Origin of the sequence: Acinetobacter sp. BSP-28, from assembly GCF_044130285.1 — a bacterium.
GTDB lineage: Bacteria > Pseudomonadota > Gammaproteobacteria > Pseudomonadales > Moraxellaceae > Acinetobacter.
Genome location: NZ_JBIQOB010000016.1, coordinates 72594 through 86719 on the forward strand (window position 1 = coordinate 72594; position 14126 = coordinate 86719).

14 protein-coding genes are annotated in these 14126 nt (G+C 37.2%); all 14 read left to right on the forward strand.

Annotated features, from left to right (window positions below):
- Nucleotides 1-64: 64 nt before the first annotated feature.
- The 14 genes from ACE01R_RS12415 to ACE01R_RS12480 all read left to right on the forward strand — a co-directional run bounded on the left by ACE01R_RS12415 (nt 65) and on the right by ACE01R_RS12480 (nt 13985).
- Nucleotides 65-1486, forward strand: coding sequence for an FAD-dependent oxidoreductase (locus tag ACE01R_RS12415; protein WP_395551523.1), 1422 nt, complete (start codon nt 65-67; stop codon nt 1484-1486).
- A gap of 357 nt (nt 1487-1843) precedes the next feature.
- Nucleotides 1844-2728 (forward strand): metal-dependent hydrolase, encoded by an 885-nt coding sequence (locus ACE01R_RS12420; protein WP_395551524.1) that lies wholly within the window; start codon nt 1844-1846, stop codon nt 2726-2728.
- Nucleotides 2729-2888: 160 nt separating this feature from the next.
- Nucleotides 2889-3479, forward strand: coding sequence for a LemA family protein (locus ACE01R_RS12425; protein ID WP_395551525.1), 591 nt, complete (start codon nt 2889-2891; stop codon nt 3477-3479).
- A gap of 29 nt (nt 3480-3508) precedes the next feature.
- A complete protein-coding gene (locus tag ACE01R_RS12430; protein ID WP_395551526.1) occupies nt 3509-4576 on the forward strand; it encodes a TPM domain-containing protein in 1068 nt (355 codons plus the stop codon).
- Nucleotides 4570-5130, forward strand: coding sequence for a TPM domain-containing protein (locus ACE01R_RS12435; RefSeq protein ID WP_395551527.1), 561 nt, complete (start codon nt 4570-4572; stop codon nt 5128-5130). Before ACE01R_RS12430 ends, ACE01R_RS12435 begins: the two co-directional genes overlap by 7 nt.
- Before the next feature lie 205 nt (nt 5131-5335).
- A complete protein-coding gene (locus ACE01R_RS12440; RefSeq protein ID WP_395551540.1) occupies nt 5336-5728 on the forward strand; it encodes a pilin in 393 nt (130 codons plus the stop codon).
- An 84-nt stretch (nt 5729-5812) separates the two neighbouring features.
- Complete coding sequence (locus ACE01R_RS12445; RefSeq protein WP_395551530.1) at nt 5813-7789, forward strand: hypothetical protein; 1977 nt, start codon at nt 5813-5815, stop codon at nt 7787-7789.
- Entirely contained in the window at nt 7779-8627 is an 849-nt protein-coding gene (locus ACE01R_RS12450) for a glycosyltransferase family 2 protein (protein WP_395551531.1), read from the forward strand. Before ACE01R_RS12445 ends, ACE01R_RS12450 begins: the two co-directional genes overlap by 11 nt.
- A gap of 2 nt (nt 8628-8629) precedes the next feature.
- On the forward strand, nt 8630-9349 hold the full coding sequence (locus ACE01R_RS12455; RefSeq protein ID WP_395551532.1) for a class I SAM-dependent methyltransferase: 720 nt from the start codon (nt 8630-8632) through the stop codon (nt 9347-9349).
- A 190-nt stretch (nt 9350-9539) separates the two neighbouring features.
- Nucleotides 9540-11237, forward strand: a complete 1698-nt coding sequence (locus ACE01R_RS12460) for an ABC transporter ATP-binding protein (protein ID WP_395551533.1) — start codon at nt 9540-9542, stop codon at nt 11235-11237.
- 12 nt (nt 11238-11249) lie between these two features.
- Complete coding sequence (locus ACE01R_RS12465) at nt 11250-12008, forward strand: glycosyltransferase family 2 protein (RefSeq protein WP_395551534.1); 759 nt, start codon at nt 11250-11252, stop codon at nt 12006-12008.
- Complete coding sequence (locus ACE01R_RS12470) at nt 12005-12634, forward strand: phosphodiesterase (protein ID WP_395551535.1); 630 nt, start codon at nt 12005-12007, stop codon at nt 12632-12634. The genes ACE01R_RS12465 and ACE01R_RS12470 overlap by 4 nt, the downstream gene beginning before the upstream one ends.
- Nucleotides 12631-13260 (forward strand): HAD family hydrolase, encoded by a 630-nt coding sequence (locus ACE01R_RS12475; protein ID WP_395551536.1) that lies wholly within the window; start codon nt 12631-12633, stop codon nt 13258-13260. Before ACE01R_RS12470 ends, ACE01R_RS12475 begins: the two co-directional genes overlap by 4 nt.
- Nucleotides 13257-13985 carry a glycosyltransferase family 2 protein gene (locus ACE01R_RS12480; RefSeq protein WP_395551537.1) on the forward strand — a complete coding sequence of 243 codons (729 nt, stop codon included), beginning with the start codon at nt 13257-13259 and terminating at the stop codon, nt 13983-13985. The genes ACE01R_RS12475 and ACE01R_RS12480 overlap by 4 nt, the downstream gene beginning before the upstream one ends.
- Nucleotides 13986-14126: the final 141 nt, after the last annotated feature.

Sequence of the window (14126 nt, forward strand, 5' to 3'; positions counted from 1 at the left end):
CTGCAGATTGATAGGCAGGTGTGGCGGATAAATAAACCGACCACGCCTCCCCACGGAGAGAGACATGGCAGAGCGCCTAAACAATGACTTTCAATTCCTGGATGTCGCACGCCAAGATCCAGAGAAAAAAGATCTAACTGTCCGCAAAGCAGAGTTTGTGGAAATTTATAAACCGTTTACAGCAGAAATTGCGGCAAACCAGACGCATCGCTGTTTAGGTTGTGGTAACCCTTATTGTGAATGGAAATGTCCAGTACATAACTACATTCCAAACTGGTTAAAGTTAATTGCGGAAGGCCGTATTTTCCAGGCAGCAGAATTGTGCCATCAAACCAATACACTGCCTGAAGTGTGTGGTCGTGTCTGTCCACAAGACCGTTTATGTGAAGGGGCGTGTACCCTGAACGACGGTTTTGGTGCCGTGACCATTGGTAATGCGGAAAAATACATTAACGATACGGCTTTTGCTTTGGGCTGGCGTCCAGACATGTCACACGTAAAGTGGACAGATAAAAAAGTCGCGATTATTGGTGCAGGTCCTGCTGGTTTAGGTTGTGCAGATATCTTGGTGCGTAACGGTGTTAAACCGGTCGTATTTGATAAACGTCCTGAAATTGGTGGTCTACTAACTTTCGGTATTCCTGAATTCAAGATGGAAAAAGACGTGATGAAACGTCGCCGTGAAATTTTTGCGGGTATGGGCGTTGAATTCCGTTTAAATACTGAAATTGGTACTGACATTACCATTGATCAGCTGCTTGCAGACTACGATGCTGTGTTCATGGGTATGGGTACATACACTTACATGAAAGGCGGTTTTGCCGGTGAAGATCTTGATGGTGTTGTTGATGCCCTTGATTTCCTGATTGCCAATGTGAACCGTACTCAAGGTTGGGAAAAAGATCCAAGCGAGTACATCAGCGTTGAAGGCAAAAAAGTGATTGTGCTTGGCGGTGGTGATACAGCGATGGACTGTAACCGTACTTCTATTCGTCAAGGTGCTGAATCAGTTATTTGTGCCTACCGTCGTGATGAAGAAAACATGCCAGGTTCTCGCCGTGAAGTGAAAAATGCACGCGAAGAAGGGGTGGAGTTCCAGTTTAACCGTCAGCCAATCGAAATTGTCGGTGAAAATGGTAAGGTAACAGGTGTTAAATTCGTAACCACACAATTAGGCCAACCTGATAGCCGTGGTCGCCGCAGTCCTGAACCGGTACCAGGTTCTGAGGAAATTTTACCTGCTGATTCTGTGTTACTTGCTTTCGGTTTCCGTACCAGTCCTGCAGATTGGTTTACAGGTGCGAACATCAATTTAGATGGTTCTGGTCGAGTAGTAGCAGCTGAACAACAAGAATTTAAATTCCAGACTTCGAATCCGAAAATCTTTGCCGGTGGCGATATGGTTCGTGGTTCTGACTTAGTTGTTACCGCGATCTGGGAAGGCCGTCAGGCTGCTGAAGGTATCCTTGATTATCTTGATGTTTAATACCTAATTAAGCATTGATAAAAAACCTGCTTCGGCGGGTTTTTTTATTGCCTAAATAACTCCCTCCTTTTTCAAAGGAGGGTTGGGGAGGATTGAAAGAAATTGTATTCATTTTTTGAAATTTACACTTACCCTTTGCGAACTCAGAATATATTCTGAGGATTTTTATCTCCTAAAAGGAGAGGGAATCAACTCAGATATCAATTGAGAAAACTTTCTCTCCCTGTGGGAGAGAGTTAGAGAGAGGGGACTCTAAAATGAGCCTTTTCGCAAATCCAATAAGCATTCTTGCCATATAGCTATGGCGGTATAGTTTGCATACTTGCTGACAAGCCTATTGATTAAAAAGGTAATAGCATGACTCAAGTGACGGCAGAAAAATCATATCAAAATCGTCCAAAAGCCATAGGGATGACTGTACGTAAACCGCAATTCAATCCTCAAGCGATCCATCGGCATTACTTTGCCAATTCTCCAATTATGTCGCATTTACTGACTGCATTATCTTCCACATTTCCCATAGGGGAACAGTTTTTTGTCCATAGCGTGCGTAATGTACGCGATAAAGTAAAAGATGAAAAACTGCAGGCGCAAATTTCGGTATTTATAGGACAGGAGGCCATGCATTCCAAAGCACATGCAGATTTCAATGCTGCTTGGCGCCGTGATGATTATCATCTGGATCGTTTTCAGGCTTGGCTTGGACGTAAAGACAGTGATGTAAAAGGGCTACATCCTAAAATCCAATTGGCGATTACCTGTGCCTTTGAGCATTTTACCGCATTATTGGGTGGATATATTTTGCGACATCCTGAAATCTTGGCAACTTTGGATAAAGACACAATTAAGCTCTGGGTTTGGCATGCCATTGAAGAAATTGAGCATCGTACTGTGGCTTTTGATGTTTATCAGCAAGTGTATGGTGACGATAAAGTGCGTCGTATGATCATGCGCAGTGTGACCACCGGCTTCGCCAGCTTAACTTTCTATTCAGCCTCGCGGTTATTTTGGCAGGACAAGAAAAAAAGCATACTTAAAGTGGCTGGCAATTTTTTAGGAGTCTATTTAATTGGTAAAATGTTCGTACAGTTATTGCCTGAATATTTAGCCTATTTTAAAGCTGATTTTCATCCTTCGAACATTGACTATACAGATATCGTCAATACCTGGAAACAACGTTTGGCGACAGAATATTTACATCCGGAATTTCAAAAAGAGTTAGCAACCGTGGTTTATAGCTAAGCTTCATTTTGAATGCTTTGGCCCGATTAATGATCGGACTTTTTTATTTTCTGGAATAGAAATGGCATAAAGCTCGAATAAATAAATTAAACAAAATCATCGGTAAATGTGTTTACAATAAAATTATTTAAACAAATATAAAGAATAGAGGAATAGCACAATGAATTTTATGAAGAAAACATTTGTCACGTTGGCTTTAGCCAGTACTTTGACTTTAACAGGCTGTGGCTATAACACTTTACAGGTGAAGGATGAGGCTGTAACCGCTTCCTGGGCGGAAGTTCAGAACCAGTATCAACGTCGGGCTGATCTGGTACCCAATCTGGTGAATGTGGTGAAAGGCTATGCCAAGCATGAAGAACAGGTGTTGATTGAAGTCACTCAGGCACGTGCCAATGTTGCAGGGTTGAAAGTTGATAAACAAGTCTTGGAAGATCCGGCATTATTCCAAAAATATCAGGAAGCGCAGGCACAGATGACTAGTGCGCTGTCGCGTTTGATCGCTGTTTCTGAAAATTATCCAGACTTAAAAGCCAATGAACAGTTCCGTGATTTACAAGCACAGCTGGAAGGTACCGAGAACCGTATTGCGGTTGCCCGTAATCGTTATATTGCGTCAGTTCAAGATTTTAATGCCTATTCACGTCAATTCCCTCAGGTGATGACGGCTAAAGTGATCGGCATGGATCCGAAACCGAATTTCAGTGCCGAACAGAGTGCACAAACAGCACCTAAGGTTTCATTTGATTAATCGGGTGGCTGCATAAAAAGGATGCGCTTATGTCTGCTCCAGAAAATAAAAGTACACTTGCGATCATTTTGCAATTGCTAGTTTTGTGTTGTGCAATTTTGTCCAGCCCATTTGCTTTAAGTGAAGTGGCAACAGCAACGGATAACGAAGATGCAGTGATTGCAGGGAAGGTGATTCAGGAACAGCAACAAGCCAATCAAAAGCAGCAAACACCTTCGTCTGCGGTGGCTCCAGCTCAGCAGCCGAAAATTGCCAATGACATGGCAGAAGATGAATCTATCCGTGGACTGCCGACTTTAAATGAGCCAATTGTTGATCAGGCCAATTTATTAAGTGCCAGTGAAAAACAGACGCTGAGCCAGCGTATTCTGAATTTACATGAGCAGGGTAAAGCACAAATTGGTGTGGTGATCGTACCGACCACTGGGCAGGAAGACATTTTTGATTTTGCCATGCGAGTGGCTGAAAAATGGCAACTCGGATCTGCAAAGCAGGATAATGGTCTGCTGATGGCGATTGCGGTGAATGATCGGCGTATACAGATTTTAACCGGATATGGTCTGGAAGGTGTACTGCCTGATATTGTCGTGAGTCGAATCATCCGTAATCAAATCACCCCTTATTTCAAGCAAGCCCAATATGCACAAGGAATTGATGCGGGTCTGACTGAAATTGAACGGATTTTAAACATGGATCCCGAAGTTGCCGCGAATGCAGCACAGGAGCTGAAGGAACGACAAGAAAAGGCCTTGCATGAACAACAGGCCAAAGAAAAAACTTTTAGTACCGCCTTATTTATTTTAATCGCAGGGATTATTGGTTCATTTATTGTGGGTAAACCTTTAAGTGCTTCTACAGCAGCAGTCGCGGGTACGGTAGCTGGCCTGGTCAATGGTGCCGGACTACTGACCAGTTTGCTGATTGGGACGGGAATCTTCTTTTTACTTATCACGGCCATTGCACAAACCATTTTTCAGCTTGTACTTTCATCTGCCGGTCGTGGCGGTGGTGGAGGGCGAGGAGGTGGATTCGGCGGCGGTGGATTTAGTGGTGGCGGTGGCGGCTTTGGTGGAGGAGGAGCATCAGGATCATGGTAACAACAACAGATACGACAGCAATTGTCACACAACCTAAAACAGAAGAAGTGAATCAGCCTAGTTTTAAGCGCTGGTTGAAGCATTTTTTATATATGCCTGCAACCAAGCGATATTTTTCCAAACAAGATCAAACCGCGATCGCACAGGCAGTTACTGAGGCTGAGTGTGGGCATGTCGGAGAAATCCAGGTGGTGATTGAAGGTCATCTACCTGTAAATCAGGCATACTTTCAAAATACCCGCATGCGTGCTCGCCAACTGTTTGCAGAACTAGGGGTATGGGATACGGAATATAATAGTGGCGTACTGCTGTATATCAATTTATGTGAGCGTAAAGTTGAGATTGTGATTGATCGGGGGATTCAAAAAGCAACCGAACAATCCGTTTGGGATGAAATTTGTCAAAAAATTATTGCTCAACTGGCTCAAAAACAGTTTAGATTGGCAGTAGTCACTGGTATTGAAAGCATGGGAGAGGTACTGAATCAGTTTTATGTACAATCAGTCAAAGACAAAAATAATGAATTGGCAAATCAACCGATTATTTTGGGCTGAAAATAAGTGGATTAGTGACATAAAGTGTCACTTTTTTACTAAAAAAAACATTAAAACTACGTTGTAACAATTTTATTTTTTTAAAGTGCTGTTTTTTCTGTCAATTTTATTATAATCAGTTTTGGCACAGTTAGTGCTAAATATAAATTAGCTTACAAAGCTTATAAATAAACAAAAAACATTTGTGGAGAATGTTATGAAATCTATGCAAAAGGGTTTTACTCTTATTGAATTAATGATCGTAGTAGCGATTATCGGTATTTTGGCTGCTTTCGCGATTCCTGCTTACCAAGACTACATTGCTCGTTCACAGGCAACTGAAGGTGTGTCTATGGCAAGTGGTAAAAAAACTGATGTATCGGACAATTTACAAAATGGTAGCTGTGGTTCAGGTACTTATAGTGGTAAGTATGTTCAGTCAATGGTAATTGGCGGTGGTACAGGTCCTTGTACATTTGCTATTACTTACAGATCTACAGGAACTTCTACTCTAATTGGTGGTAAAACATTAACATTAAGTATGGGAGCTAATGGCTCTTTAGTTAAGTCTGCTGGTGATATTGATAATAAATATGTACCGAAAGCCAACTTGCCTTAATGGTTATATAATATCGAATATAAAAATAGCCCTTATGGGCTATTTTTATTATAAGCTAAATTAAAATATTTTTACGTTGGGTGTATGGATAGAGCATTAACATTAAAAAAAATCTTACCATTTGGTGCTTTGTTATTTACTTTATTATTAACCTACGGCATTTATCAACCTGGTTTAAAAGGTGGATTTTTATTTGACGATTATTATAACCTTGCTGAAATGAATCATTATGGCGATCCCCATGATTGGGAGGCCGCTGAAAAATTTGTTACTAATGGTGGTTCAGGGCCAACAGGAAGACCGATTGCCTTAGCAAGCTTTTTATTACATGCAGACAGTTGGACAGAAGAAGTTGGTTGGTTAGGAAATGCTGAGCCATTTAAACGAGTAAATCTTTATATTCATTTACTTTGTGGATTATTACTATTTGTTGTTATACGTCTACTGTTGAGAAGTTATGGTTATGCCCAGCAAAAAATAGAGTGGATTGCGGTATTTGCAACGAGTTTGTGGTTAATACATCCTTTATTTGTTTCAACAACCTTATATGTCATTCAACGAATGGCGCAATTGCCTTTGTTATTTAGCTTAATTGCAATGATTGGCTATTTAAAAGGACGAGCATTAATTGAATATAAACCATTGATGGCTTATGGTTTGATGACCGTATCAATTGGCTTAGGTACTGTGCTTGCAACTTTTAGTAAAGAAAATGGTGCATTATTACCCTTACTAATTTTAGTCATTGAGTTTTGTAATCCACAACGAGTTGGAAAACCGATTTGGCAATGGCGTGCAGTATGCTTGTGGTTACCATCAGTTGCGATTGCTGTATTACTCATTCGCTATATCGACTTTTCAAAGGATCTTTGGCCGAATCGCTCATTTAATCAAGTTGAAAGATTATGGAGTGAAGGCCGTATCGTCACGGATTATCTACGTTGGTTATGGATGCCACGCATAGAAGGTTCTGGTTTATTACAAGATGGTTATAATATCTCAAGAGGTTGGTTCTCACCCGTTTCTACATTATTCAGTGCATTGTTTCTACTAGGTTTACTAATAGCTAGCTTTGTTGTACGTAAACGTTATCCATTAATTTCTTTAGCTATTTTATTCTTTTTTGCTGCACATTTGATGGAGTCTACCGTATTAGGTTTAGAGCTCTATTTTGAGCACAGAAACTATATTGCAGCAATTTTTATGTTTTTGCCATTGGCTGCGGGATTGTGTGCATTATCTGAAAAAATACAACCTAAGGTTGTATTTTTTATCAGTATATTAATATTAACGCTATTTGCTTGGATGACATGGCAAAGAGCTGTTTTATGGTCAGATAATGATAAATTGGAGTTTTTTTGGGCGCAGAATAATCCAAACTCGGAGCGAGGCCAAGCCTTCATGTCTAAATATTTATCAGATCGAGGACAATATGATGAAGCACATCATTTGTTAACACAGGCATTAAAAAAACATCCAGAAAGTGGATTAATAGCTTTTCAAATGTTGCAACAGAAAATTAAAGCGGGAACAGCGAATACAGAAGATTTTTCAGAACTACAAATGCATATTACCAAACATCGTTCAGATCCTCAGGCATTGATACGTGCACGTGATATTACGGTGATGATTATTAGTAATGAGAAAAACACAGCTGCGTATGCTAAACCAATGCTAAATGTATTGGATGCATTGATAGAGCGGAATTCACCATACAAGGATGTTCCAAATATTGAAGCAATGATATTGGTGCTAAAGGGTTTATTATCTGTTGCTTTAGCACAATCGGAAGCGGGATATAAATATTATGAGCAAGCGATACAATTAGCACCAGATATAGATAAGGCTATGGCGATGGTTGCGGATCTGGGAAATCATGGTTATAGAGTGCAAGCTTTAAAGCTATTGGATGTTGCTGAAGCAAAATATCGTAAGCAGCCAGACTCAGGGTTAAATAGATCAAGAGAATTTTTTGATAAAGAAATTGATCACTTAAGACAAAATCTGATATTGGATTTGAAAAAAGATCACGAAACTATGGGGAATATTCGTGTTAATTAGTATTGTGTTGCCTGCAAAAAATGAAGCATTAGCAATAGGTGAAACTGTATCTAAAATTAGAACATTCTATAAAGATGCTGAGATTATTGTTGTTGATGATGGTTCAACAGATAGAACAGCTCTGCTTGCAAAAAATGCAGATGCATGTGTAGTCTCCCACCCATATTCTAAAGGCAATGGTGCAGCAATTAAAACTGGAGCAAGAGCTGCTGCAGGTGACATTATTGTTTTTATGGATGCAGATGGTCAACATGATCCACAAGATATAACGCTATTACTAGAAAAGATAGAACAAGGCTATGATCTGGTTGTGGGGGCGAGACAGAAAGGGTCACAAGCAAGTGTAGGGCGAGGGGTTGCAAATAAGTTTTATAATCATCTTGCGAGTTATATGACAGGCCATCAAGTTGAAGACTTAACATCTGGTTTTAGAGCTGTAAAGGCTGATAAATTCCGCGAATTTTTGTATTTATTACCAAATGGATTTTCTTACCCAACCACGAGTACGATGGCTTTTTTCCGAGCTGGATATTCTGTTGCTTATGTGCCGATTCATGCTGCAAAACGTCAAGGAAATAGTCATATTCATCCACTTAAAGATAGTATTCGATTTTTTTTAATTATTTTTAAAATTGGAACTTTATATTCACCATTAAAGTTGTTCCTCCCTATAGCATTATTACTTTTTTTGACAGCTACAGGATGGTATATCTATACACTTCAAGAATTTTCACGCTTTACGAACATGAGTGCATTATTGTATACAGGCAGTATCATGGTGTTTTTGCTCGGATTAATTTCAGAGCAAATTACAGCTTTGATGTATAAGGGCGAATAAAAATGATCAGTAATGTTGGCAGAAAGCCACACGTGGTATTTGAAAATCGTTTCGCTAAAGCAAAAAAAATAGAAAGTATTATTGAGCTTGAAAAGAAAATTAAATCTGAACATAAGCTATTAGAGGTTGGTACAGGTAGTGGAGGAATAGCTTTTTATTTTGCTAGCCACTATCAGCAAGAGGTCTTTGCTGTTGATATTTCGGATAATAGACAATTTATGGATGGGTATAACTTTCAACTGGTGTCTGATACAAAATTGCCTTATGCCGATAATTTTTTTGATATTGTAATTAGTAATCATGTGATTGAGCATGTTGGAGAAAAACAACAGCAACAAGAACATTTAGATGAAATTAATCGTGTATTAAAACCAGGTGGTATTCTATATTTAGCTGTACCAAACAGATGGATGTTAATTGAACCACATTATCAATTAATATTTTTAAGTTGGTTACCTAAAAAAATTCGTTCTTACTATTTAAAAAAAATAAGAAATATAGCTTTTTATGATTGTGAACCATTAGAAAAAAATGAATTAGAAAATTTATTTAGCATGAGTGAACTTACGTATAAAAATTATTGTATAGAGGCACTACATATTTTTGTTAGAGATGAGAAATCTTATAAAGGTTTATATGTTATTTTTAAATGGCTTCCATTAGGGATTTTAAAAAAGATAGTCGGATTGATCCCTACATTAATATATTTGGCTAAAAAATAGTAGTTTGGAATTTTGGTCTAAAATATTGAGGTTCTCGAAAATAGTAATAAATAATTATATTCATGCTTAAAATGAATTAAGTAGTAATAAAGTATTAGTTATATGTCTTGAAGTTATATTGTTTATAATGAACTGTAATATATGTAGGATAATGTAATTTAAGTAAGTGAGATATGTTTTGATTAGCACATTGTCAAGTATTGGGAAAATATTAACGCCACTTGATCGGCGAAAACTGGGAATTGTCTCAATTTTAGTTGTCTTTATGACAGTAATTGAATCTATTGGTGTTGTTTCAATTATGCCTTTTTTAGCAGTATTAGCAGATCCAGAAAGTGTGCAACAAAACACGCTATTAAAAAAAATATATATATTGTTAGATGCTAAAAGCACGAATCAATTTATTGTATATTTAGGTGGGATTTCACTGATTATTGTAATATTTTCAGCAATTCTAAAAATTATTACACAATTTAGTTTAAATCGTTTCTCAAGTTTACAACGACATTATTTTTCTAGTCGATTGCTTGATATTTATTTAAAACAAAACTATAGTTTTTTTATTCAAAGAAATAGCGCGGATTTAACAAAAACTTTACTTAATGATGTGGATCAAGTTGTTTGGGGGGTGATTAAACCATTACTCGCGATTTTATCTTATGGTTTAATTATTGTTGCAATGATAGCGTTGCTTATTTTTTATAATCCTTTAATGGCATTAACCACAGCAGGAGTGATCATAACGTTCTACACACTGATGTTTTTAATCGTAAGGAAGTTTATGAAAAAAATAAGTCAAGAGTTTTCTAAAGCCAATAAGGAGCGATATCAAAGTTGTCAGGAAGTGTTTGGTGGTATTAAAGATGTCATGGTTAATCATGCGCACGACTATTATTATGAGCGATTTAACAAAAACTCAAGAATACATGCTCGTCATTTAGCTTCACAAGAATCCTTAGGTCAGATCCCATTACATATTATCGAAACTATTGGTTATGGTTGTTTAATTCTTTTAGCAATATTTTTGGTTTTACAAGATCAGAGGGTTGGGGTGATTTTACCCGTTATTGGTTTGTATGGTGTAGCGGCGTACCGTATGCTACCTGCAGCGCAAAATATTTACCGTGCAATCACAACATATAAATTTTCTGAGCATATACTAAATGGAGTAATTCATGAATTTACACTTGACTCAAAAAATCAAAAGTCCGATATGAATGTAGAGGTTGTTACTTTTAATGATAGTTTAGAATTAACAGATATTGATTTTGTTTACCCAAGTCAATTACAAAAGACAGTTTTACATAATATTAATCTTAAAATAGAGAAAAATACCAGTTTAGGTATTATTGGAAAAAGTGGTTCTGGGAAAAGCACGCTAATGGATATTATGTTGGGTTTATTACAGCCTACGTCGGGTGTGTTAAAAATTGATGGTCAAGTCATTAATGAAAGTAATGTTCAAGGTTGGCAAAGTTTAGTCAGTTATGTACCACAGTTTATTTATTTGGCTGATATGACAGTTGCTGAAAATATTGCCTTTGGTATCCCTAAAGATCAAATAGATTTACAATTAGTAGAAAATGCAGCAAAACTTGCTCAAATAGATGAATTTATTAATAAAAATTTAAAATATGGCTATAATACTATGATTGGGGAGCGTGGTATTTTACTGTCTGGTGGGCAGCGGCAACGATTGGGGGTAGCTCGCGCACTCTATAAGCAACCTCAAGTCATTTTTATGGATGAAGCCACTAGTGCTTTGGATGCTGAAACAGAAAGAGCGGTGAATGAGGCTATTCAAAGTTTAAATGGAAAAATGACCATGGTGATTATTGCACATAGAGAAAGTGCAGTGGCAAAGTGTGATCGTATCATTACTTTATAGTTTGGAATATATATGCTTAATATTGTAATCCCTATGGCAGGCGCAGGTAGTCGATTTGTTAAAGCAGGCTATGTTGTTCCTAAACCATTAATTAAAATACATGGCAAATCAATGATTCAGTTGGTTGTTAATAATCTAAGACCAAATCAACCGCATAGGTTCATTTTCATTTGTCAAGCAGAGCATGTCAAAAAATATAATTTAATTCAAAAACTGACCCAATGGGCACCATCGTCTGTTGTTGTAGAAATCGAAAATCAGACAGAAGGAGCAGCATGTACTGTTCTAGCTGCCAAAGAGTTCATTGATGATCTTAACCCACTAATGATTGCTAATAGTGATCAATATGTAGATATATGTATTGATTCTTATTTAAATTATCTTGAAATAAATCAATTAGATGGTTTGATTATGACGATGAAAGCGACTGATCCTAAATGGTCATTTGTTAGGTTGAATGAAGAAAACTTAGTATCTGAGGTCATTGAAAAAAAGGTTATTTCCAACGAAGCAACTGTTGGTATCTATAATTATGCTCGTGGGTGTGATTTTGTAGAGGCTGCTGAAAAAATGATTAAGGATAATGACAGAGTAAATAATGAATTCTATGTTGCCCCTGTTTATAGTCGGCTTATTCAGCAAGGTCGAAAAATAGGAATTTATAATATAGGTTCGGAAGCTCATGGTATGTATGGTCTAGGGATTCCACAGGATTTGGATCTTTTCTTAAGCTTACCGATTTCCAAAAAAGTAACAGGAATGATTACATGATTATTCTAAGTCATCGTGGTTATTGGAGGCAGCCCTATGAAAAAAATACAATCGTTGCCTTTACTCATTCGTTCAATTTAGGGTTTGGCACTGAAACTGATATACGTGATCAAAATGGTACATTAGTTATTTCACACGATATGCCACTAAATGATGTACTGACATTTAAGGATTTTCTAAATATTTATGGCCAAAGTGATTTGCCGTTAGCGTTAAATATTAAGTCTGATGGATTAGCACATTCTTTAAAAGAGCATATGCAAAATGTACATAGCGCTAACTGGTTTGTTTTTGATATGTCGATACCTGATATGCGATCTTACATAAAATTGGGAGTCCCAGTATTTACTCGCATGAGTGAGGTTGAACGAGAGCCTGTATGGTTTGATCAAGTCGATGGTGTATGGTTAGACTCATTCTCACATGAATGGTATAGCTCTGCTTTGATAGAGAAGCTGTTACTTCAGGGAAAAAAAGTTTGTATCGTTTCCTCAGAGCTACATGGTCGGGATAAAACCTATTTATGGAGTTTACTAAGCTCCTTATCGCATTATACTCAACTTATGTTGTGTACAGATATTCCAAAAGAAGCAGAGGCTTATTTTAATAATAGAGTACCAATATGAAAATAAAAGCGATTATTTTTGATATGGATGGTGTTCTTATAGAAGCCAAAGATTGGCATTATCAAGCATTAAATCGTGCATTAAAATTATTTGGCTATCAAATTAGTCGATATGATCATTTAACTACTTATGATGGACTACCCACCAGTAAAAAACTTGAAATGCTCTCGCTGGAATCTGGACTGCCGAAAGAGCTTCATAAATTCATTAATGAAATGAAGCAAATATATACTATGGAAATAGTATATTCTGAGTGTAAGCCAAGGTTTGTACATGAATATGCGCTATCAAGGCTAAAAGCCAAGGGGTTTAAGCTCGCTGTTGCGTCTAATTCTATAAGGAATACCGTTGAGGTAATGATGGAAAAATCCAGTTTGGTTCATTATTTTGATCAAATTGTCTCCGCAAGTGATGTGGTAAAACCAAAACCAGACCCAGAAATTTACTTAACTTCTATCGAAAAATTAGGTCTAATGCCCAAAGAGTGTTTAATCGTTGAAGATAATGAAAATGGTATTAAGGCAGCTAGAGCATCTGGTGCATATGTGTTAGTGGTAAAAGATATTCATGAGGTTAATTTAAGCAATATAGAAGCTCAAATTAATCAAATTGAGAGTTTAGTATGAATGTTCTAATTCTAGCTGCTGGACATACAGCTTTACAAAAGCATGACGAAAATTATCCTTTATCACTAGCAGAATTTGATGGCGTCCCATTAATTCAAAAACTTATTGAACAATGTGTTTCAATTGGTTCGAAAGTTAACTTTATTATTGCACTACGTGAAACTGATGTTCGGGATTATTATTTGGATAATATTGTGCGTTTGCTTTCTTCGAGTGCTGAAGTATTAAAGGTTTCTAATAATACTAAAGGAGCGGCATGCACTGCACTGTTGGCAGTACCATACATTGACAATAGTGATGAGTTGCTAATTCTCAATGGAAATGAATTGATTGATATTGATTTTGCGCTTCCTTTGCAAAATTTTCGTCAAAGAAATTTGGATGCTGGTGTGGTGAGTTTTAATTCTATCCATCCACGTTATTCTTATGTGAAAATTCAAGATGAATTGGTTGTTGAAGCGGCTGAGAAAAGACCTATTAGTAGGCATGCAACTGTTGGCTTTTATTGGTTCGCTAGAGGTTCAATGTTTGTAAAAGCTGCAAAAAATATGATTCGAAAAGATGCCTCAGTCAATGGTATATTTTATATCTGTCCAAGCCTGAATGAATTGGTATTAGAGCAATACAGGATTGGTATATTTACAATTGCCACAGAGCTTTATCATCCCATAAAAAATGAAAGGCAATTAGAGCAGTTGGAAGCTGTAATAGAACGAAGGAAGTAACGTGCAAATTTAATATCGTTACAGTAGACTTCTTTCATAAATCATTTTTCTATTACTAAAATTCGTCCTTGAAGCCAAAATTTAAAATAGATTTTAGTAAGTATTGAATTCATGAGTGTGGCATCCATGCCACACGTTTCC

What these genes read in the sequence shown, in the direction of transcription:
- ACE01R_RS12480 (WP_395551537.1), top strand. Translation starts at nt 13,257, where the DNA reads ATGAATGTTCTAATTCTAGCTGCTGGACATACAGCTTTACAAAAGCAT.
- ACE01R_RS12445 (WP_395551530.1), top strand. Translation starts at nt 5,813, where the DNA reads ATGGATAGAGCATTAACATTAAAAAAAATCTTACCATTTGGTGCTTTG.
- ACE01R_RS12430 (WP_395551526.1), top strand. Translation starts at nt 3,509, where the DNA reads ATGTCTGCTCCAGAAAATAAAAGTACACTTGCGATCATTTTGCAATTG.
- ACE01R_RS12470 (WP_395551535.1), top strand. Translation starts at nt 12,005, where the DNA reads ATGATTATTCTAAGTCATCGTGGTTATTGGAGGCAGCCCTATGAAAAA.
- ACE01R_RS12465 (WP_395551534.1), top strand. Translation starts at nt 11,250, where the DNA reads ATGCTTAATATTGTAATCCCTATGGCAGGCGCAGGTAGTCGATTTGTT.
- ACE01R_RS12455 (WP_395551532.1), top strand. Translation starts at nt 8,630, where the DNA reads ATGATCAGTAATGTTGGCAGAAAGCCACACGTGGTATTTGAAAATCGT.
- ACE01R_RS12440 (WP_395551540.1), top strand. Translation starts at nt 5,336, where the DNA reads ATGCAAAAGGGTTTTACTCTTATTGAATTAATGATCGTAGTAGCGATT.
- ACE01R_RS12425 (WP_395551525.1), top strand. Translation starts at nt 2,889, where the DNA reads ATGAATTTTATGAAGAAAACATTTGTCACGTTGGCTTTAGCCAGTACT.
- ACE01R_RS12435 (WP_395551527.1), top strand. Translation starts at nt 4,570, where the DNA reads ATGGTAACAACAACAGATACGACAGCAATTGTCACACAACCTAAAACA.
- ACE01R_RS12475 (WP_395551536.1), top strand. Translation starts at nt 12,631, where the DNA reads ATGAAAATAAAAGCGATTATTTTTGATATGGATGGTGTTCTTATAGAA.
- ACE01R_RS12420 (WP_395551524.1), top strand. Translation starts at nt 1,844, where the DNA reads ATGACTCAAGTGACGGCAGAAAAATCATATCAAAATCGTCCAAAAGCC.
- ACE01R_RS12415 (WP_395551523.1), top strand. Translation starts at nt 65, where the DNA reads ATGGCAGAGCGCCTAAACAATGACTTTCAATTCCTGGATGTCGCACGC.